Annotated in this window: 21 protein-coding genes; 12 read left to right on the top strand and 9 right to left on the bottom strand. The window is 43.9% G+C overall.

The genetic code is table 11. The features are described from left to right. Positions 1–87: 87 nt before the first annotated feature. A complete protein-coding gene (locus tag B5F91_RS06740; protein WP_087428325.1) occupies positions 88–1,722 on the bottom strand; it encodes an ABC transporter ATP-binding protein in 1,635 nt (544 codons plus the stop codon). Beyond that, positions 1,719–2,195: a S24/S26 family peptidase gene (locus B5F91_RS06745; protein WP_158099896.1), complete on the bottom strand. Its 477-nt coding sequence runs from the start codon at positions 2,193–2,195 to the stop codon at positions 1,719–1,721. Before B5F91_RS06745 ends, B5F91_RS06740 begins: the two co-directional genes overlap by 4 nt. Before the next feature lie 178 nt (positions 2,196–2,373). On the opposite strand from B5F91_RS06745, the gene B5F91_RS06750 reads away from it, so the two are divergent. Next, on the top strand, positions 2,374–3,078 hold the full coding sequence (locus tag B5F91_RS06750; RefSeq protein WP_087428327.1) for an SIMPL domain-containing protein: 705 nt from the start codon (positions 2,374–2,376) through the stop codon (positions 3,076–3,078). Between the two features lie 112 nt (positions 3,079–3,190). Continuing rightward, positions 3,191–4,975, top strand: a complete 1,785-nt coding sequence (gene rpsA, locus B5F91_RS06755; protein WP_087428328.1) for a 30S ribosomal protein S1 — start codon at positions 3,191–3,193, stop codon at positions 4,973–4,975. A 243-nt stretch (positions 4,976–5,218) separates the two neighbouring features. Here rpsA and B5F91_RS06760 read toward each other — a convergent pair whose 3' ends face one another. Further along, positions 5,219–5,770: an NADH peroxidase gene (locus tag B5F91_RS06760; protein WP_087428329.1), complete on the bottom strand. Its 552-nt coding sequence runs from the start codon at positions 5,768–5,770 to the stop codon at positions 5,219–5,221. Positions 5,771–5,831: 61 nt separating this feature from the next. Next, a complete protein-coding gene (locus B5F91_RS06765) occupies positions 5,832–6,251 on the bottom strand; it encodes a transcriptional repressor (RefSeq protein ID WP_087428330.1) in 420 nt (139 codons plus the stop codon). Positions 6,252–6,428: 177 nt separating this feature from the next. Here B5F91_RS06765 and B5F91_RS06770 point away from each other — a divergent pair, with 177 nt between their 5' ends. Beyond that, positions 6,429–8,360: an NAD(+) synthase gene (locus B5F91_RS06770; RefSeq protein ID WP_087428331.1), complete on the top strand. Its 1,932-nt coding sequence runs from the start codon at positions 6,429–6,431 to the stop codon at positions 8,358–8,360. A 101-nt stretch (positions 8,361–8,461) separates the two neighbouring features. Here the strand turns inward: B5F91_RS06770 and B5F91_RS06775 are convergent, their stop codons facing one another. After that, positions 8,462–9,025 (bottom strand): HD domain-containing protein, encoded by a 564-nt coding sequence (locus B5F91_RS06775; RefSeq protein WP_239416331.1) that lies wholly within the window; start codon positions 9,023–9,025, stop codon positions 8,462–8,464. A gap of 385 nt (positions 9,026–9,410) precedes the next feature. Between B5F91_RS06775 and B5F91_RS06780 the strand changes: the two genes are divergently transcribed. From B5F91_RS06780 to B5F91_RS06795, 4 genes are read left to right on the top strand one after another with little or no spacing between them, the layout of a single operon-like run. Next, positions 9,411–10,424 carry a glycoside hydrolase family 43 protein gene (locus B5F91_RS06780; protein WP_087428333.1) on the top strand — a complete coding sequence of 338 codons (1,014 nt, stop codon included), beginning with the start codon at positions 9,411–9,413 and terminating at the stop codon, positions 10,422–10,424. A 33-nt stretch (positions 10,425–10,457) separates the two neighbouring features. Then, positions 10,458–11,609 (top strand): alpha/beta hydrolase-fold protein, encoded by a 1,152-nt coding sequence (locus tag B5F91_RS06785; protein WP_087428334.1) that lies wholly within the window; start codon positions 10,458–10,460, stop codon positions 11,607–11,609. Next, positions 11,606–12,727, top strand: coding sequence for an alpha/beta hydrolase-fold protein (locus B5F91_RS06790; RefSeq protein ID WP_087428335.1), 1,122 nt, complete (start codon positions 11,606–11,608; stop codon positions 12,725–12,727). Before B5F91_RS06785 ends, B5F91_RS06790 begins: the two co-directional genes overlap by 4 nt. Positions 12,728–12,768: 41 nt before the next feature. Continuing rightward, positions 12,769–14,088 carry a family 43 glycosylhydrolase gene (locus B5F91_RS06795; protein ID WP_087428336.1) on the top strand — a complete coding sequence of 440 codons (1,320 nt, stop codon included), beginning with the start codon at positions 12,769–12,771 and terminating at the stop codon, positions 14,086–14,088. Positions 14,089–14,279: 191 nt separating this feature from the next. Here the strand turns inward: B5F91_RS06795 and B5F91_RS06800 are convergent, their stop codons facing one another. Genes B5F91_RS06800 through B5F91_RS06810 form a run of 4 tightly spaced genes read right to left on the bottom strand, consistent with a single transcriptional unit; the run spans position 14,280 to position 17,564 of the window. After that, on the bottom strand, positions 14,280–15,614 hold the full coding sequence (locus B5F91_RS06800) for a DUF2130 domain-containing protein (protein WP_087428337.1): 1,335 nt from the start codon (positions 15,612–15,614) through the stop codon (positions 14,280–14,282). A 32-nt stretch (positions 15,615–15,646) separates the two neighbouring features. Further along, the gene (locus tag B5F91_RS15170) at positions 15,647–15,805 is read right to left on the bottom strand and encodes a hypothetical protein (protein WP_158099897.1); all 159 of its coding nucleotides are present in this window, start codon (positions 15,803–15,805) and stop codon (positions 15,647–15,649) included. 30 nt (positions 15,806–15,835) lie between these two features. Beyond that, on the bottom strand, positions 15,836–16,846 hold the full coding sequence (locus tag B5F91_RS06805; protein ID WP_087428338.1) for a GGGtGRT protein: 1,011 nt from the start codon (positions 16,844–16,846) through the stop codon (positions 15,836–15,838). A gap of 16 nt (positions 16,847–16,862) precedes the next feature. Beyond that, positions 16,863–17,564, bottom strand: a complete 702-nt coding sequence (locus tag B5F91_RS06810) for a hypothetical protein (protein WP_087428339.1) — start codon at positions 17,562–17,564, stop codon at positions 16,863–16,865. A 380-nt stretch (positions 17,565–17,944) separates the two neighbouring features. On the opposite strand from B5F91_RS06810, the gene B5F91_RS06815 reads away from it, so the two are divergent. The 5 genes from B5F91_RS06815 to B5F91_RS06830 all read left to right on the top strand — a co-directional run bounded on the left by B5F91_RS06815 (position 17,945) and on the right by B5F91_RS06830 (position 20,594). Continuing rightward, positions 17,945–18,460, top strand: a complete 516-nt coding sequence (locus B5F91_RS06815; protein ID WP_087428340.1) for a DMP19 family protein — start codon at positions 17,945–17,947, stop codon at positions 18,458–18,460. A gap of 230 nt (positions 18,461–18,690) precedes the next feature. Then, positions 18,691–19,494 (top strand): hypothetical protein, encoded by an 804-nt coding sequence (locus tag B5F91_RS06820; protein WP_144025083.1) that lies wholly within the window; start codon positions 18,691–18,693, stop codon positions 19,492–19,494. Between the two features lie 126 nt (positions 19,495–19,620). Beyond that, the gene (locus B5F91_RS15515) at positions 19,621–19,755 is read left to right on the top strand and encodes a hypothetical protein (RefSeq protein ID WP_255376659.1); all 135 of its coding nucleotides are present in this window, start codon (positions 19,621–19,623) and stop codon (positions 19,753–19,755) included. After that, positions 19,745–19,939 carry a hypothetical protein gene (locus B5F91_RS06825; protein WP_087428342.1) on the top strand — a complete coding sequence of 65 codons (195 nt, stop codon included), beginning with the start codon at positions 19,745–19,747 and terminating at the stop codon, positions 19,937–19,939. The genes B5F91_RS15515 and B5F91_RS06825 overlap by 11 nt, the downstream gene beginning before the upstream one ends. A gap of 85 nt (positions 19,940–20,024) precedes the next feature. Continuing rightward, entirely contained in the window at positions 20,025–20,594 is a 570-nt protein-coding gene (locus tag B5F91_RS06830) for a Yip1 family protein (protein ID WP_087428343.1), read from the top strand.

The following is a 20,594-nucleotide window of genomic DNA, read 5'->3' on the forward strand; positions in this document are numbered from 1 at the left end:
AAGGTAGAAATCTAAATATTTGGCACGGCTCTTTCATTTAAAATATTAAATGGATATCCGCATTTGCCAAATACCTGTAGGGGCAGATTATTTTCTTTCCAGCACCACCCGCTCTGAGCAAAGTTGGGCGGTTTTGTCTCTGTGGGTAATGAGGATAAGTGTTTTGTCTTGAACCAAACGGGAGAGGCGTTCCATCAGGATGCGTTCGGTCTCTTCATCCAGGGCAGAGGTCGGTTCGTCTAATAGCAGGATGCTTCCGGGGCGGAGCAGGCCGCGGGCAATGGCGATGCGCTGGGCTTGCCCTTCACTCAGTCCGCTTCCTAATTCTCCGCACGGGGTGTCCAGTCCTTCGGGCAGGGTATAGACAAAATCGGCTGCTGCTGTATGGAGGGCATCGCGCAATTGGCTTTCGGTCGCTTGGGGATTCCCTAACAGGAGATTGTCGCGGACATTTCCGCTGATGAGTGTATTCCCTTGGGGCACGTAAACCAAATTGCAGCGCAGACGGGGCGATGCTTCGGCTTCTTTTTGGTTGTCGTAAAAGACAATGCGCCCTTGATTGGGGCTAAGCAGGGAAAGCATCAAGCGGATAAGCGTGCTTTTTCCGGCTCCGGTTTCACCGAAAACTGCCGTCAGGCTTCCGGGACGGAAGTCGTGAGAAAAGCGTTCGATGATGTTCCGATGTCCGTCGGGATAGGAGAAAGTCACATTTTCGATGCGGATGCCTGCCTTTCCCTTCAGCCGAATCGGTTCTCCTTGTTCTTCGGCAGGCAATTGAGACAACTCTGCCAGACGTTCTACCGAAGCCGAGGCACGGACAAAGGCAGGCACTTGGCGGCCCATTTCAGCCATGGGGCGTTGCACTTGGGACACCAGTTGCAGAAATGCAGCCATCATGCCGAAAGTGACCGTTCCGGCTGCCAGTCCATGGATTCCCCATAAGAATGCGGTGAGATATCCGGCGGCAAACCCCAGTTGTACGATTGTCCGTGAAAAGAGGGAGAACCCTGTACGGTGCATGATTTGCTGTTGCAGGTTTCCTTGCAAAGTCTGAAGCGCGCCGATGACTTGTGGGGTATATTCTAAGGTGGATATGAGTGTCCGGTGTTGCAGGTTTTCTTGCACGTGCGACTGTATCCGGCTGTCTGTATTACGGATATCGCGTGTCAGTCGGTGGATTTTCCGCACGTAGGCTTTGCTGAGCAGCAAGGCTGCCGGAGTGATGAAGACCAATATTCCTGCCAGACGAAGGTCTAGCCGGGTCAGGAAGAAAAAAGCTCCGGCTAGCTGGATAGCCGTTACGAGGACGGCAGGCAATGTCCGGCAAAGGATGTCGGTGACGGTATATACATCGCTTTCCAGCCGGTTCAGGATGTCTCCTGTGTGGAAAGTTTCCCGTCCTGCCCACCGGCTTTCCATTAAATGGATGAAAAGGTTTTGCCTAAGGCTATTCCTCATGCTTGTCGCTGTATGTATGTTGAGTTTTCCCATACAGTATGAGGCGGCTATCTGCATTCCAGAGCAGCTTATCAATAGCAGGATATACAGGGTGGTATTGCCTTCTGTTTGTCCGGTAGCAATGTCAATCAGGTGTTTGCTAAGCCAGACGAAGAATAATGAGAGGCAGACATGCACAATGCCGATGAGGCTGTTCGCAAGAATCCGCAGGCGGTATCCTTTCGAAGCTTTTTGTATCCAATGTAGGTAATCGGCTGGTTTCATTTCGATGTCTTGGTTTTATTTATGATACGGCAGATTTTCAACAAATATCTGCGGATAGGCAACAACTGCTGCCAGATATAGGCTTTCCTGCGTTCGGCATCCGCATCGCAATCGGTTTGCTTTCCGTCTCTGATAAGGTATTTCACTTTTCCGATAATGTCTTTGCGCCTGCATTGTTCGGTAGCCCGAAGGTTTCCGTCTCCCATTAAAGTGACGTTTTCCCCGTCCAGACTGCGGATTCTGTGTAATACGTATGGGCCTTCAGGCAAATGTGCCAATACGATGTCTCCTTTTCGGATATGGGAGCAGTGTTCTAAAACGATACAATCCCGGTTCTCGATAATAAAAGGGTACATGCTGTTTCCTTTGGCGTGGAAGGTAACGGTTTTCCCTTCTGCCAACAAAGCCGTTATTTCAGAAAACATGACTTCGTTGGGCACTATCATCTTATGGATGTCTGAGGACTGGTTCATGATGCTTGTCGTTAAGATTGGGTACAAAAGTAATGAATTTATCCGGGTTGTGAAACTTGTAGCGAACATTTGCTGTTTCTACGTTGTTTTATTTTAACGGATAAGATGCTTGGTTTTGTTTTTTTATTTGTATCTTGCCGCATAAAAATACGGAATGTATAACTAAAAGCACAAAGACATGAAAAATTTTAGATTGGAATCTGTTATTTTAGCGATTGGCTTGTTATTATTGGGAATCTGCATCAAAGGCGGATTCGATTCTTTTGCGGAGCGCGACCGTAGTGTGAATGTGAAAGGTCTGGCGGAAGAGGAAGTTCCAGCGGACAAGGTGACGTGGCCCTTGGTGTATAAAAGTTTGGGCAATGACTTGAGCACATTGTACGATGAAATCAAGCGTTCGAACCAAACCATCGTGCAGTTCTTAAAAGAAAAGGGCATTTCCGAAACCGAAATCAGCATCAACGCTCCGGAGATTATCGACCTGAAAGCCGACCGGTATAGCAATCAGGAGAATACGGCGTATCGGTATAATGTGACTTCGGTGATAACCGTGACTTCGAATAAGGTGGATTTGATTCGTGATTTAGTGACCGAGCAGGGCGAATTATTGAAGCGGGGCATAGCCGTTACGGGAGGAGACTACCGGTATAACATTCAATATGAATATACTGGCTTGAACACCATCAAGCCGAAAATGATTGAGGAAGCTACCAAGAATGCGCGTGAAGCCGCCGAGAAGTTTGCGAAGGATTCGGATAGTAAGTTAGGCAAAATCCGCCATGCTTACCAAGGTCAGTTCAGTATCAGTGACCGTGACGCGAATACGCCTTATATTAAAAAGGTAAGGGTGGTCACTACGATAGATTATTCGCTGGAAGATTAAAAAAACGGTTAAAAGTTTTCACTTTCAGGAATTTATTGTACCTTTGCACCCGATTTAGATCAATATAAAGTCTAACACAATTAGTTATTTACAAAACAATTATTTAAACTTAATGGAAAACTTAAAAGACGTAAAGCCCATTGAAGATTTCAACTGGGAAGCTTATGAGAACGGTGAGTCAACCTCAAGCATAAGCAAGGAAGACCAAGAAAAGGCTTATGACAACACCTTGAACAAAGTAGGTGACCATGAGGTAGTTGACGGTACTGTTATCGCAATGAACAAACGTGAAGTCGTTGTTAACATCGGCTACAAATCAGACGGTATCATTCCGTTGAGCGAATTCCGTTACAATCCGGATTTGAAAGTAGGTGACACTGTAGAAGTGTACATCGAAAACCAAGAAGACAAGAAAGGTCAGTTAATCTTGTCGCACAAGAAAGCACGTGCTACACGTTCTTGGGACCGTGTGAACGAAGCTCTCGAAAACGAAGAAATTGTCAAGGGTTACATCAAGTGCCGTACGAAGGGCGGTATGATTGTAGACGTATTCGGCATCGAAGCATTCTTGCCGGGCTCTCAAATTGATGTGAAACCTATCCGCGACTACGATGTATTCGTAGGCAAGACTATGGAATTCAAGGTGGTTAAAATCAACCAAGAATTCAAGAACGTTGTTGTTTCTCACAAGGCTCTTATCGAAGCAGAACTGGAACAACAGAAGAAAGAAATCATCAGCAAACTCGAAAAAGGCCAGGTACTGGAAGGTACTGTCAAGAATATCACTACTTACGGAGTATTCATCGACTTGGGCGGCGTAGACGGTTTGATTCACATCACCGACTTGTCTTGGGGCCGTGTAAGCGATCCGCATGAAGTTGTTCAGTTGGATCAGAAACTGAACGTGGTTATCCTCGACTTCGATGACGAAAAGAAACGTATCGCTTTGGGTCTGAAACAATTGACTCCGCATCCTTGGGATAGCCTCGACCCGAACTTGAAGGTAGGCGACCATGTGAAAGGTAAAGTTGTCGTTATGGCTGATTATGGAGCATTCGTTGAAATCGCTCCGGGCGTAGAAGGATTGATTCACGTATCTGAAATGTCTTGGTCACAACACTTGCGTTCGGCTCAAGACTTCATGAAGGTAGGCGATGAAATCGAAGCCGTAATTTTGACTTTGGACCGCGACGAACGTAAGATGTCTTTGGGTATCAAACAATTGAAACCGGATCCATGGGAAACTATCGAAGAAAAGTATCCTGTAGGTTCTAAGCATACTGCTAAGGTTCGCAACTTCACTAACTTCGGTGTATTTGTAGAAATCGAAGAAGGTGTTGACGGTTTGATTCACATCTCAGACTTGTCTTGGACAAAGAAAATCAAACATCCTTCAGAATTCACTCAAATCGGTGCTGATATCGAAGTCGTTGTATTGGAAATCGATAAGGAAAACCGCCGCTTGAGCTTGGGTCACAAGCAATTGGAAGAAAATCCGTGGGATGTATTCGAAACTGTATTTACAGTAGGTTCGGTACACGAAGGACAAATCATCGAAATGCTGGATAAGGGTGCCGTTATCGCTCTGCCTTACGGTGTAGAAGGTTTCGCAACTCCGAAGCATTTGGTAAAAGAAGATGGTTCTCAAGCTCAGTTGGACGAAAAGCTTCCGTTCAAGGTTATCGAATTCAACAAGGACGCTAAGCGTATCATCTTGTCTCATAGCCGTATCTTCGAAGATGCTCAAAAGGCAGAAGAAAAGGCAGAAAAGAAGGCTAAGAAGGCAGCTAAGAAAGAAGACGCTCCGATGATTCAGAATCAGGCAGCTTCTACTACCTTGGGTGACATCGATGCTTTGGCTGCATTGAAACAACAATTGGAAGAAGGAAAGAAATAATATTGCTTCTTACATAGAATAAAGAAAAAGGATATGCCCTTGCGGGTGTATCCTTTTTTATGTGTATCCGAGATGCTTCACTCCGTTTAGCATGACAAATGCTTTTTCGCAATTCATTTCTGATTGATATCGTATTTTGTAAATCGAGAAGTGTAAATCTGTGCCTTTCTGTGTCGTCTGTGTACTATAAAAAAAGCGCCAGCAATATTTGCCGGCGCCTCTTCTTAACTTGTCAGTTTCTGATTATTTCTTGAAATATCTGTTATACAGACCTTCGAAACCTTTTCCGTGACGAGCTTCGTCTTTAGCCATTTCGTGAACTGTATCGTGGATAGCGTCCAAGTTCAGTTGTTTAGCACGGGTAGCGATGCGTTTCTTGTCTTCGCAAGCACCAGCTTCAGCGTTCATGCGTTTTTCCAAGTTAGTTTTGGTATCCCAAACACAGTCGCCCAGCAATTCAGCGAACTTAGAAGCGTGTTCAGCTTCTTCCCATGCGTAGCGTTTGAAAGCTTCAGCTACTTCAGGATAACCTTCGCGGTCTGCTTGGCGGCTCATTGCCAAGTACATACCAACTTCGGTGCATTCGCCCATGAAGTGGTTGTTCAGGTCTTTAATCATTTCTTCATCGCAACCTTTTGCTACGCCGATAACGTGTTCGTCAACAAAAGTCAGACCGTTGTTGTCTTCTTCCATTTCTTTGAATTTAGAAGCGGGAGCTTTACACAATGGGCATTTTTCGGGAGCTGTTTCACCTTCATGGATGTAACCACATACTGTACAAATAAATTTTTTCATAATCGAATGATTTTAAATGAGTTAGTTATTTAGTTAATACATTAGCCTTTAAAGCTGTTTTTTAATTTTCATTCATGTTCAAGCAATTCGGACATACACCCTTATAATAGTGGTGTATTTCTTCTATCTGATACCCTTTTTCACGCAAATGCTTCATGTCTTCCGGTTCTTCCGGTGATAGAGGAATGTCGGTTATTTTTCCGCATACTTTGCATTGGAAGTGTGCATGTACCGAAGTGTCTCCGTCAAAGCAGGCATTCCGTTCATCGATGGTCAACATTCGCGCAGCTCCATGCTCTACAAAAAGCTTGAGCGTATTGTAGACCGTTGTTTTCGATAGGGTAGGAATATCTGGACATAACGCCATATAGATTTCATCGATGCGCGGATGAGTATGGTGCTTCAGCAAGTAATCCATAATGGCAATACGCTGTACGGACGGCTTGATGTGATAACTGAGCAGATATTCGTAAGCATTCATCTTTATTACTTTCTTATTTGTAATTATTACAATTTTAAATCTGAGGCAAAGATAGAAATATTTTTCTTATCTGCAAAACGTGGATTGCTTTTTTTACTTTTTTTCAATATGGGTAGTTGTTACTCCTTTTTTATATTATCTTTGTCCGTTGTAAATTAGACATTAAATGATACCCTTATGAAATATGGTTTTGTAAAGGTGGCGGCTGCTATTCCTCAAGTAAAGATAGCCGACTGCCAGTATAATGCGGAACAGGCTGAAAGCCTGATAGCGAAAGCCGAAGGAAGCGGCGTGCAGGTGATTGTGTTTCCTGAACTGAACCTTACGGGATATTCGTGTGGAGACTTGTTCGGGCAGACTTTGTTGCTGGAGCAGGCAGAGTTGGGTTTGATGCGTGTGATGAATAACACACGTCAATTGGATATAATTTCCATTGTCGGAATGCCGGTACGGGTGGAATCTGTATTGATGAATTGTGCAGTAGTGATTCAAAAAGGAAAGATATTAGGCATTGTCCCCAAAACTTATTTGCCCAATTATAAGGAGTTTTACGAGCATCGTTGGTTTGCTTCAGCCTTTACTTATACGGATGAGGTGGTAGTCCGCTTATGCGGGCAGCTTGCGCCGGTTAGCGCTAATTTGTTGTTTGAGACATCGGAAGTACGTTTTGGCATTGAGCTTTGCGAAGATGTGTGGGCACCTGTTCCTCCCAGTTCTGCATTGGCTTTGAAAGGTGCGGATATCATTTTCAATCTTTCTGCCGATACGGAAAACATCAGCAAACATCAGTATTTGCGTTCGCTCTTGGCACAGCAGTCGGCTCGGTGTTTGGCTGGCTATGTCTTTGCTTCTTCGGGTTTCGGAGAATCGACCACCGATGTAGTGTTTGCCGGTAACGCGTTGATTTATGAGAATGGAGGCCTGCTGGCGGCATCCGAACGTTTTTCTTTCGATAAACAATTGGTGATGAGCGAAATTGATGTCGAGCGGTTGCGTGGTGAACGTTTGTTGAATACAACCTTTGCCGCAAGTGTCCGCCAAATGGATGGTTGTCCGGCAAAAGTGATTCAGACGGAGCGTGTACCGGAAAAAGAACTCTCTTTGACCCGTAAAATAGAGCCGCATCCGTTTGTCCCTGCAGGAGGGGAGTTGCTTGATGAGCGTTGTGAGGAGATTTTCTCTATTCAGATAGCGGGATTGGCAAAACGGTTGGTGCATACAGGATGCAAGACGGTCGTAGTAGGCATTTCGGGTGGACTGGATTCGACATTGGCGTTATTGGTATGTGTGAAGACATTCGATAAGTTGGGCTTGTCGCGCAAAGGGATTGTCGGGATTACGATGCCCGGATTTGGCACTACAGGGCGCACGCATCACAATGCGGTTGAATTGATGCGCTCGTTGGGAGTGACGTCACGCGAAATCAGTATTCGTGAGGCATGTATCCAGCACTTTAAAGATATCGGGCATGATTTGGATGTTCATGATGTGACATACGAAAACAGCCAGGCGCGTGAACGCACTCAAATCTTAATGGATTATGCCAATAAAATAGGAGGGTTGGTCATCGGTACGGGTGACCTTTCCGAGTTGGCATTGGGATGGGCTACATACAATGGCGACCACATGTCGATGTATGGTGTCAATGCCAGCATTCCGAAAACGTTGGTGCGTTATTTGGTGAATTGGGTAGCCGAAACCGGTGTGGATGCCGATTCGCGTGCGACCTTATTGGATATCATCGATACGCCGATTAGTCCGGAACTGATTCCTGCCGATGAGAATGGCAATATCAAGCAGAAGACCGAAGATTTGGTAGGGCCTTACGAGTTGCATGATTTCTTTTTGTATCATTTTTTGCGTTTCGGTTTCCGTCCGGCTAAGATTTATTACTTAGCTTGTATAGCTTTCCGTGGGAATTATGATGACGCGACAATCAAGAAATGGCTGACCAATTTCTTCCGCCGTTTCTTTACTCAGCAATTCAAGCGTTCTTGTTTGCCCGATGGTCCGAAAGTTGGTTCGGTATCGTTAAGCCCGCGGGGCGATTGGCGTATGCCGAGCGATGCCAGTGCCGCTTTATGGCTTCAAGAGTGCGAAGAGCTATAATTTAATATATTGAACACAGAGACGCAGAGGCACAGAGGAATATTTTTTATCAAGAATAAAAACTCCGTGTCTCTGCGTCTCTGTGTTCAATAATTGAAAAATCAAAGCTCGTCCAGTTCTTTCCCGGTGCGTTCCATGATGCTTGCGGCTAAGTTATCGGCTACTTGGATAATCGAGACTAACGGATAAAGTTTTTTGGATGTGTCATAGCAACGCTGGTCTTCGAAACTGTTCATGTTGATGCCGAAAGCTCCCATGTGCCAGCGGATGGCAAGCATTTCGTCGTCGCTCATTTCCAGTCCGTTGCAAAGCAAGAGGATAACCGATTTCTCACCGTGTCCCATTGGGAAGCCTTTGTATGATACTTTATAGCCTTCGGTGTCTTCCCAAATTCCCAATGCATTCTTGGTCTTTTTTACAGAGCGGATATAGATGTCGCTTTTGCATACGTCATGCAACAGGCTGGCAATGATGACATTGTCTCTGCCTACTTCTTTTTCCAGTCCGGGTTCTAATGCTTTCATGCCTTCCCATACCATGAGGGCTGCTTTGCAAGTATTAAGCGAGTGCTGCACCAGCCCGCCTTCGGTATTCAGATGATGGTTGGCAGATGCGGGTGCGTTGAAGAACCCCATTTCTTCCAATCCTTCAATAACGTCTTCCACTCCGTCGCGGTTGGTTGACCGCAACAATTCGATAAATTCTTCTTTATTTTTTTCAAGTCCATATTGAGTATATATAATATAAGGTGTGGCAAGATACGAAGAAGATTCTGAATAGGCAAATAAAAACGGAAGACTTTCGACTCTTTTGATTTAGCCTTCAAAGCCTTTCACCCTTCACTCTTCAGTTTCTGAATAGGCTTTTCTATTCTGGAAATGGAGCTTAGCGTGCAGAATCGAACTTTTCTGAAAAGCTTTCGGGCTTTTTCGTAGACTCAAATAGCTGTCAATATAAAAAGAGTTATCATTTCATTCAATTTTGATAAATCCTTTGTATATTTACCGAGACTTAGTAATCACAATTTGTTAAAATTAAAATGAAATGCTTATGAGAAATTTGTTAGGAGTAGTTGGAGCAGTTTTGTTATTTGCAAATTGCACCTCTCAGCAGAAAGAGAATGTCCTTCCGACATTTCAAAACATGGGAAATCCGTTGATTACGGATAAGTTTACAGCCGACCCGGCACCGATGGTTCATAATGGGACGCTTTATTTGTATGTTGGTCATGATGAATTTTATGAAGGTCAGGACTCTGCATCCGGTGGAAAGGAATTCAATATTACGGAATGGCTTTGCTATTCGACAGAAGATATGCAGACATGGACAGACCATGGTTCGGTATTGAAGCCGACTGATTTCAGTTGGGCTGTAGGGGAGGCTTGGGCATCTCAAGTCGTGGAAAAAGACGGCAAGTTTTATTATTATACTACCGTACAAGGTGGTGAGCCATACGTAGGAAAAGCAGTCGGAGTTGCGGTAGGCGATTCTCCTACAGGACCGTTTAAGGATGCGATAGGCAAACCTTTGGTATGTGATACCATGACATCTAACGGGGCACGTGGCTGGTGGAACGATATTGACCCGACCGTATTGATTGACGACGAAGGACAGGGTTGGATAAGTTGGGGAAACGGAACCTGTTTCTTGGCTAAACTGAAACCCAATATGATTGAATTGGATGGTGATATTCAAGTGGTAGATTTGCCGAAATATGTAGAAGGGCCGTGGTTGCATAAACGAGGAGATATGTATTACCTGACTTATGCGTCTATGGGCGAAGGAAGAGAAACCATTTCGTATGCAACGGCATCATCGGTTGCAGGACCGTGGACCTATCAAGGTGAACTTACGGGCATGGCTGAAAACAGTTTCACAATTCATCCGGGAATCATCGAATTTAAAGATAAGTGGTATTTGTTCTATCACAATGCTGCTCTGACGTTGGATGGACATAAAGGGGCTATCGGACGTAGAAGCGTATGTGTGGATGAATTGTTCTATAATCCAGACGGAACCATGAAGTTCGTGGAACAGACGAAAAAGGGTGTAAGTGCAAAATAATTTAGTAAATTGTAATTTAGTAAATTGATCGAAATGAAAACATTATCTTTTATAGCAGTCTGCCTGTTGGCTTTGTCAACAGCTACTGCCCAGACTTTGCCGGAAGGTACACCGGCTCAGACAAATGTACCGGAAATGAAATACCCGTGTGTGGATAATTCTTCGAGAGCGACTTTTAAGATAAAGGCTCCCGAAGCTCAAAATGTGCAAGTAGACATTTGCGGGAAAAAATGGCAGATGACTAAAGATGCCGAAGGCGTATGGAGTGTAACGACAGACCCTTTGGTAGTAGGCTTCCATTATTATTTCTTGATTGTTGACGGAGTGGCTGTTAATGACCCTGCCAGTGAGACATTCTTCGGGTGCGGTAAAATGGCGAGTGGCATCGAGATACCGGAAACGCCGGAGGTTGCCGCTTATTATACCTACGACAAGTCTGTACCTCACGGACAAGTTCGTGAATGTCATTATTATTCTACGGTAGAACAAAAGGAACGCCGTTGTTTTGTCTATACGCCGGCAGATTATGATGTTAATACATCCAAACGTTATCCGGTTTTGTATTTGCAGCATGGAATGGGTGAAGACGAACGGGGCTGGAGCCAACAAGGCAAAATGGCGAATATCCTGGATAATCAGATTGCTGCAGGCAAATGTGAACCGATGATTGTCGTTATGGATTATGGAAATTGTGGTTATATTCATGGTACGAAGCCGGGTGAATCCCGTGAAGAATTCGGCGCATCGTTTACGCCTATTTTATTGGAAGACATCATTCCGTATATAGACAAGACTTTCCGGACACTGACAGACAGAGACAATCGTGCCATGGCAGGTTTGTCATGGGGAGGGCATCAGACTTTCCAAACAACCTTGGCTAATTTAGACAAGTTTGCTTATATCGGCGCATTCAGCGGTGCTATTTTCTTGCCTCCGCAGGCGGATATACGCGAAGTGTATAAGGGTGTATTTGCCGATGCGGATGCGTTCAACAAACAAGTGCATGCATTGTTCTTGGGAATGGGTTCCGAAGAGCGTATGGGTAGTAAGGAATTGAGTGAAAAACTGACTGCAGCTGGTATTAAGAATGTGTATTATGAATCTCCGGGTACGCACCATGAATGGTTGACATGGCGCAGATGCTTGAATGAATTTTTGCCTTTAATCTTTAAACCAGTAAAATGATGAAAACACTTATCACTTCTTTACTTCTGATGGGGGCAATGGGATTGTCTGCCCAATCAACTCAAGGCACTCCGACAGATTTGCCGGGTGAGCGTTCGGCTTTAAGTGTGCGTGCTTCCCAATATCCGCGGATATCTTCCGATCATCGTGCTTCTTTTAAGATCAAGGCTCCCGATGCGAAGCGGGTTCAGATTGATTTGGGAAAGAAATACGATATGGAGCGTAACGAGAATGGTGAATGGACCTGTACGACAGAGCCTTTAGGTCCGGGTTTCCATTATTACTTTTTGATAATAGACGGTGTCCCGGTGGCTGACCCTGCCAGTGAATCTTTTTTCGGTTGCAGCATGATGACGAGCGGCATTGAAATTCCTTATCCAGAAGGAGATGACCGTTTTGCCTTGGCTGATGTGCCTCATGGGGAAATCCGTATGAAACGCTATTTTTCGAAAACAGCGAATGACTGGCGCCGTATGTTCGTTTATACTCCACCCTGTTATGAGAAATCAACCGATTCTTATCCGGTGCTTTATTTGCAGCATGGAGGAGGAGAAGATGAACGAGGCTGGTCGCAACAAGGCTTGACAGATATCATTATGGACAATCTGATTGCGAAGAAAGAGGCTGTTCCGATGATAATCGTAATGCTGGACGGTAATTCGAAGGATTTTAATTCAGAATTATTCAACGATTGCATTCCTTTGGTAGAGAAAACGTATCGGGTTAAGACAGATAAAGACAGCCGGGCATTGGCTGGTTTGTCAATGGGAGGCATCCAGACATTGAATGCTTGTATCACTCATCCTGAATATTTCTCATACATTGGTGTCTTTAGTTCAGGCTGGTGGGCACAGCCTCGCCGGGGTATGCCGGGACAGGATACCGAGAAGTATTATCAAATTTTGAAAGAGCATAAGGATGAGTTCAATAAAGGTTTCAAACAATTCTGGTTTTCTATGGGAGGCAAAGAAGACATTGCTTATCAGAATTGCCAAATCATGTTGAAACGTTTTGATGAAATCGGCATTCATTATGACTATTTTGAAACACCGGGCGGTCATACCTGGCCTGTGTGGCGCGAAAGTCTTTACCGTTTTGCTCCATTGTTGTTCAAATAATGGATAATGCAGGATTGTTATACTGAAAATTAGATTGAAACATGAAGAGCAATAGATTATTTGCATTATTGGCAGGCTTGGGATTCGTTGTAGGAATTCAGGCACAGAATCCGATTATAACCGGGCAATTTACAGCAGACCCTACGGCGAGAGTCTTTGAAGGAAAGCTGTATCTTTATCCTTCTCATGATATACCAAGCCCTATCGAGCGGTTGAAAGAATGGTTCTGTATGGCGGATTATCATGTCTTTTCTTCCGAAAATTTAGTGGATTGGACTGACCACGGTATGATTCTTTCACAAGAGAATGTCCCTTGGGTTGATTCGGAGTCTTATTCTATGTGGGCACCCGATTGTGTTTACAAGGACGGAAAGTATTATTTTTATTTTCCTGCCAGCCCGAAAGGGAAAAAGGGGTTCAACGTTGGCGTTGCCATAGCTGATAAACCTTACGGACCTTTCAAACCGTTGCCTGAACCCATTAAAGGAGTGGGAGGTATCGACCCTTGTGTATTGCTTGATACCGACGGACAGGCTTATCTGTATTGGTCAGGGCGGGGATTGAATGTCGCAAAACTGAAAGACAATATGACTGAGTTGGCTTCTGAACCGGTGTTGGTGGCTGATGTAGAAGACGGTTTCAAGGAAGGTCCGTTCGCTTTCAAGCATAACGGCAAGTATTACCTCACTTATCCGTGGGTAAAGGACAAAACCGAATGCTTGGCATACGCGATGAGCGATAATCCGATGGGACCTTTTGAATATAAGGGAATTATTATGGAACAGTCTCCGACCGGATGCTGGACGAATCATCATTCGTTGGTAGAATATAAAGGACAATGGTATTTGTTCTATCATCATAATGATTATAGCCCGGAATTTGATAAGAACCGTTCGGTCCGTGCCGATTCACTTACTTTTAATCCAGATGGGACGATTCAGCTTGTTACACCGACATTGCGTGGTGTGGGCATAACTGATGCTGGAAAAGCTATCCAACTCGACCGTTATAGTGCAATAAGCCAGGAAGGTGCTTCGATTGATTATATCAATCAAGCTAATAAATTTGACGGTTGGAAAGTATTGTTCAATCGTAAAGATGCCTGGGTGAGCTATAATCGGGTAGATTTTGGTAATCAAGAGTGGCAAAAAGTCGATGCACGTGTCCTTTCGTCTGCTGGTGGTACATTAGGAGTATATGCAAATGAAAAAATGATTGCCGAAATAGAAGTGCCGGCATCTGTTTCAGAGTGGAAAACATTATCGGTTCCTGTAGAAGTTGCTCAGGCGGGCATTCAGGATTTGCGTGTATCTCTTGTGAAAGGCAATGATGTACAACTCGATTGGATTCGTTTTGAATGATTGCTTTTTTAAAAGGAAAGATTAATGAAGTTTCTTACTGTCTTAATCGTTATGTTAGGATTTGCTTTGGGCGTATTGCACGCCCAAAGCAAATCCTACTTTTTATAATAACCGGATATAACGATGCATGGAGGTGCCTTCTGCATTGGAAGAAATCGGAATACCCGCTGTCTTCGGGTGCGGAAGGTTGTTTAGGGATTGTCGTTGTCCGCTTGTTCGTTGCGTTGTCTTGCCTCTTCAAATTTTGCTTTCATGGTAGGGTTCCCACGGGTCAGTTTCTTGATAGTAAGTCCGTCTGCTTTGTCATTGGCTAAGCGGAGATTCCTTTCAGACCCTACCAACGCTTCTTTTATTTTTTGCAAATGTTGGATAGATTTATCTATCTCATCGATGGCGGTCTTGAATTTTTCGCTTGCCAAACGGTAATTGTTGGCAAATTTTTCTTTGAACTCATTCAGTTGGGTCTCGAAATTGGTGACGTCAACAGATTGGCTCCGGGCAATCTGAAGCTGGCGTTGGTATTCGATGCTTTTCTTCGAAGTCTGTACCAGCAGCGTGATGAGCGGCATGAAAAACTGCGGACGGATGACATACATTTTGGGATACCTATGCGAAAAGTCTACGATGCCTGTATTGTAGAGTTCGTTGTCCGCCTCAAGCAAGGATACCAATACGGCAAATTCACAATGCTTGGCTTTCCGGTCTTCATCCAGCTTTTTCAGGAAATCTTCGTTTTTGTGCTTGGTTGCGGTTTCATCCATTTGGTTTTTCATTTCGAACATAATGGAGATGTATTCAAAACCGTCTTCGTAATCCCGGAAGATAAAATCGCCCTTACTGCCTCCCGAAGCATCGTTGTCTTTCTCGAAGTAGGCGTTTGGGAAAAGCGGGCGCATACGGTTGAATTCGGTACTGCAATGGATTTCAAGCGTTTCACCGACCATTTTTGTCGATAATTTGCTCTTCAGGTCTTTGTAGTAGTTCACTTCGTCTTCCTTTTGTTTCAGCTTGATATCATATTCTTTTATCAAGCTGGTTTCGCGCAAGGAAGCTTCACTCTTTTCCAGTTTTATCTTTCCGGTCAATTCTGCTATTTGATTGTCTTTTGCCCGTAGTGCCTCCTGTGCTTTTTGTTGTTCTTCCAATAAAGCGATTTGGCGTTTGTTGTCACTTTGCAACAAATGGGCTTTCAACTCGGCTATTTCTTGTTCTTTTTTCGACAGAATGGTCTTGAATTCTAATTCTTTGGTTTGGGAAAGGCTGTCGATTTGTGCTTTAAGCCGGTCTATTTCGTTTTCTTTTTTCCCTATTTCTGTTTGTTGTGCCGAGAGTTTCTTTTGAAAATCTTGTTCTGATTTCAGTACGGCGGCTTGTTGTTCGGCAAGGTATTGTTTATGCAGTTCCTCCAGCCTTCTGTTTATTTCGGCATAGAATTCAGTATTTTTTACTTGGCTGACTATAGAAGCATAATCTGCTTCGTCTACTTGAAACACACTTTGGCATTTCGGGCATTTGATTTCTTTCATATCTGGATAATAAACGTTCTAATTCTGGGTTTTCAGATGAAGCAGGGTTCGATGGCTGATGAAGCAGGCTTCGTTTGTTGTCGAAGCAGGCTTCGTATGCCGATGAAGCCGTATGCATATACAAAGCTACTGATTTTTTTATTATTGTGCAAATAAAAAAACTCCCGCACGGTAAGTACGGGAGTTTCCATGTCAAATTAAATTGTATGTTCAAGCAATGATTACTTGTTCAGAGCCAAAGCCACGTTAACGGCGCAAGCTACTGTACATCCTACCATCGGGTTGTTACCGATACCCAGGAAGCCCATCATTTCTACGTGTGCGGGAACTGAAGAAGAACCTGCGAACTGAGCGTCTGAGTGCATACGGCCCAATGTATCGGTCATACCGTAAGAAGCAGGACCTGCAGCCATGTTATCCGGGTGCAAAGTACGACCTGTACCACCACCTGATGCTACAGAGAAGTAAGGTTTGCCTGCAAGTACACGTTCTTTCTTATACGTACCTGCTACCGGGTGTTGGAAACGGGTCGGGTTAGTAGAGTTACCTGTGATAGATACGTCTACGTTTTCATGCCACATGATAGCCACACCTTCGCGAACGTCATCAGCACCGTAGCATTTTACTTTCGCACGAGGACCGTCTGAATACGGAGTTTCGTTTACGATGTTCAATTCACCGGTGAAGTAATCGAACTTCGTCTGAACGTATGTAAAGCCGTTGATACGAGAAATAATCATAGCGGCGTCTTTACCCAAACCGTTCAGGATGCAACGCAACGGGTTGGTACGAACCTTGTTTGCCATTTCTGCAATCTTGATAGCACCTTCAGCTGCGGCGAATGATTCGTGGCCTGCCAAGAATGCGAAGCATTGGGTTTCTTCGCGGAGCAGACGGGCAGCCAAGTTACCATGGCCGATACCTACTTTACGGTCATCAGCTACAGAACCCGGAATACAGAATGCTTGCAAACCGATACCGATAGCTTCGGCAGCATCGGCAGCGTTCTTGCAGCCTTTCTTCAGTGCGATAGCGCAACCTACTACGTAAGCCCACTTAGCGTTTTCGAAGCAGATACCCTGAGTTTCCTGACAAGTCAGATACGGGTCGAGTCCTGCTTCTTCACAGATCTTGTTAGCTTCTTCAATGTCTTTGATGCCGTTTTCGTTCAATGCAGCCAAAATCTGCTTCATACGACGGTCTTGACTTTCAAACTGTACTGGTCTAATCATAATCTGTGTCCTCCTATTATTCTTTACGTGGGTCAATATATTTAACTGCGCCTTGCTCTTCTTTGAAGCGTCCGTAAGTGCCTGTAACGGCTTTCAATGCTTCGTTAGCGTCAACACCTTTCTTCACTTGTTCCATGAACTTGCCCATGTGGACGTATTCATAACCGATAACTTGGTTGTCTTTGTCCAAAGCCATACGGGTGATGTAACCTTCGGTCAGTTCGAGGTAACGGGTGCCTTTTGCTTTTGTTCCGTACAATGTACCTACCTGGCTGCGGAGACCTTTACCCAAGTCTTCCAAGCCTGCGCCGATCATCAAGCCGCCTTCTGAGAAAGCTGATTGGGTACGACCGTAAACGATTTGCAGGAACAATTCACGCATGGCTGTATTGATAGCGTCGCAAACCAAGTCGGTGTTCAAAGCTTCCAAGATAGTCTTGCCCGGCAGGATTTCAGATGCCATAGCAGCTGAGTGGGTCATACCTGAGCAACCGATAGTTTCTACCAGACATTCTTGGATAACGCCTTCCTTAACGTTCAGTGTCAGCTTGCACGCACCTTGCTGAGGAGCACACCATCCCACACCGTGGGTCAAACCAGAAATGTCTTTGATTTCTTTTGCTTGAATCCATTTCCCTTCTTCAGGAATAGGAGCCGGACCGTGATTGGGTCCTTTTGCGACACAACACATGTGTTCAACTTCGTGTGAATAAGTCATATTCGTTACGTTTTTATTGAGTAATAAAAAATAAGTAGTTTTAATACTTTGCGGGTCGGGGAAAAGCTTTCCTCAATCCGCACGCAAAGTTAGTCGTTTTCTTGATTTATACAAGGTCTTGGAACAAACTTTTTGTTACATTTTAATGATATTTTTTACCGCGTCCGCTATTTTGCTATGTCAACGTGGCAAAATCTTTTTCGTATGTGGATGAAAAGACTTATCTTTGCGGTGTGATTCTTATTTTAATGTAAATCGAACGCAGAGACGCAAAGACGCGGAGATTTATTTTAGAGAAGGCAAAGGGCGCAAGAGGATATTTCTATTGCAAATGAAAAAAACTTTGCGTTTTTGCGTCTCTGCGTTTAAATAAATAATCAATGGAAGAAGAAAAGAAGATTACGGTAAGCGACGAGGCTTTGCGCCGGGCGGCGGGCGAAGGAATGGACGAGTTCTTGCGGGTATTTACCGACCGCTATTTGGAAGTGACGGGCGGGCAGATTAATTCCGAGACGATGCCTTTGCTCAACGGATACCAGCATACGTTGTTGGGATACCGCATCTTTTGCGAAGAGGTGAACGAAGGCGGCTTTGTGCAACTCATCCAGAACGGATACGGACCGTATATTTTTCTCAATCCTTTTGCCAAGGCGATGCGCCTGATGGGTGCAAAGGAGTTCTCAAAGTTAGTTTACGAGGCAAAGAAGATATACGATGCGCATCGGGAAGACTTGGAGCTGGAACGGGATGAGGACGAGTTTATGGCGATGTATGAGCAATATGAGGAGTTTGATGACCTCGAAGAGCAATTCATGGATATGGAAGAGGAAGTGACGGAGCAAGTGGCGCGCTATGTAGACGAACATCTCGACCAGTTTGCCGAGATTTCCGCTTGATGCCGGTAGGGGGAATATAACGCATATAAGTCCGTAGGCTTTCAGAATTGGCTTCATCGGCTGATGCATCTATATTAATAAGGTGATGCATATAGATGCGTGAAAAGGAGGAAAGGATAATAGTTTAAATAAATGTTAAATATAGAAAGCGGATGCAGTATTTCCCGCATCTTTGCATTTTGCATAAAAAGTTTATCAAATTTAATTATAAAATCAAATCAAAGAAGAACATGAAAAAGTTTAAATTTGGCGTGCTCGCCATGGCACTGGTTTCGATGTTAGGGTTTACATCTTGTTTGGATAGTGGTGATCCGGGTCCTCAACAAGTTGGTGGATATATGGAAGTAAGCAGCAGTTTTTATGGGACTACATTTTTATCTGATTATGGCGTTACTTTCGTGCCTACTCAAATGTTGACATCTTCACCGACTTCTTCTGTGGCATACATTTACGGTACGCTTCCAGAGGATGAAGTGGTAACGGCTGAAACAAAATCGGTCAATATAAATTTGGCACAAGACCCTATTTATTTGCGTGAAATGTCACCGGTGCTTACTTCTGTGCCTGAGAAAAGTCAGACGGTTGGTTTGTATGAGATGAGAGGTTGTGCTATATGGGGAGAATATAAGTACTTTATTTACTCTTTTGCTTATTTATTAAAGAAAGGAACCACTACTGAGACTGTGAATACGGCACGTGATGAATTCCGTATCAATGTTTATTATGATAGTAATGAAACTGGCGTTGCAAAAGGGACGTTGAAATTGCATATTCGTTGTGAAGCCAAAGGCATAGATACAAGTAAAGAAAATTGGGGACAAGAATATACCGCAGGTTATCTTGAAGATGTTTTCGTGAGAATGGACCCAATCATATCGCAATATAAAGCAAATAATAATGGGGAGTATCCCAAACGTATTGAAGTGGAATATGAGAAATCTTCTTTGGTTTATGCGACTTCCGATCCTAATGCAAAGTTGTCTCAAACTATAAGTATAGAAAATAGTTATTTACCTAATATGTCAAAAGAATAATTGGTGTTAGTCCAATCGTTAGTATATATGAGCCGGGCAAAAATGTCCGGCTTTATTTTGATATATAGTGTCTTTTTCTCATCTTTGCATTTTGATATAAAAACGATATAATAATTAGAGAACGATATGAAAAAAATGAAATGGAATGTGCTTATGCTGGCACTGGCTACAATGCTTGGCTTTACTTCTTGTTTGGACGGCGAGGATAATAGCAATATCTTGTCGTATAATGAAATTGTGAAAGTGGATAATGCATTTTAACATTAATGATGCGTTGAACCGTTATGGGGAAATATATAGCAAACGTCCGGATAAGATTACGGTTTCGTATGAGCAGAATGCGCGTGACAATAGTTATGCGGAAGATTCGGTTTCCGTCCGTACGGTAGAGCTTAATTATGAGTCAATTATGGAGGCTCATGACCAGATTTCAGGAAATAAGTGAAATAAAAAATAGAGCCGAGTGTTTTATGCCCGGCTTTATTTTTGTATATTTGCAATTTGAGTATAATGCAAAAAACGTGTGAATTTTGAATTATAAAGGATTGTTTCATCAGATATGGGCATTGTTGTCTGTTCCGGGCAAAGCGTGGGATGAGATACGGGAACATGGAGGAGGGCACGATATCCAGACCGGGTTTGTGTATCCGTTGATAGGGCTTTGTGGCTTGTCTGAATTTGCGGGCACCTTTATCGGGAGAGATTTTTCTTCGTTGATGTTTCAAGTGGCATTGACGCGGTGTTGTGCCGTGGCGGTTGCCTTATTCGGCGGTTTTTTCCTTTCGGCGTATGTGCTTGACAAAATTTGTGCCAAGTGGTTGAAATGGGGGAGTATGCACAACCGTATGCTGGTGTTTGTAGGCTATTCGATGGTGGTTACTTTTGTGCTGAATATAGTCAGCGGCTTGTTTTCGATAGCCCTGCTTCATTGGATATTGCAAGTGTACACGGTCTTTGTCGTATTCGAAGGGGTACGCCGGTGGTTAGGAGTTCCCGAACGTCTGCAGATGTCTTTCACTTTTGTGGCTACGTTGGTCATTTTGATTTGCCCGTGGCTGATAGAATACGTGTTTAATCAATTATCTGTAATATTGAATTGA

The organism is Bacteroides sp. An322 (assembly GCF_002161765.1).
Taxonomy (GTDB): domain Bacteria; phylum Bacteroidota; class Bacteroidia; order Bacteroidales; family Bacteroidaceae; genus Phocaeicola; species Phocaeicola merdavium.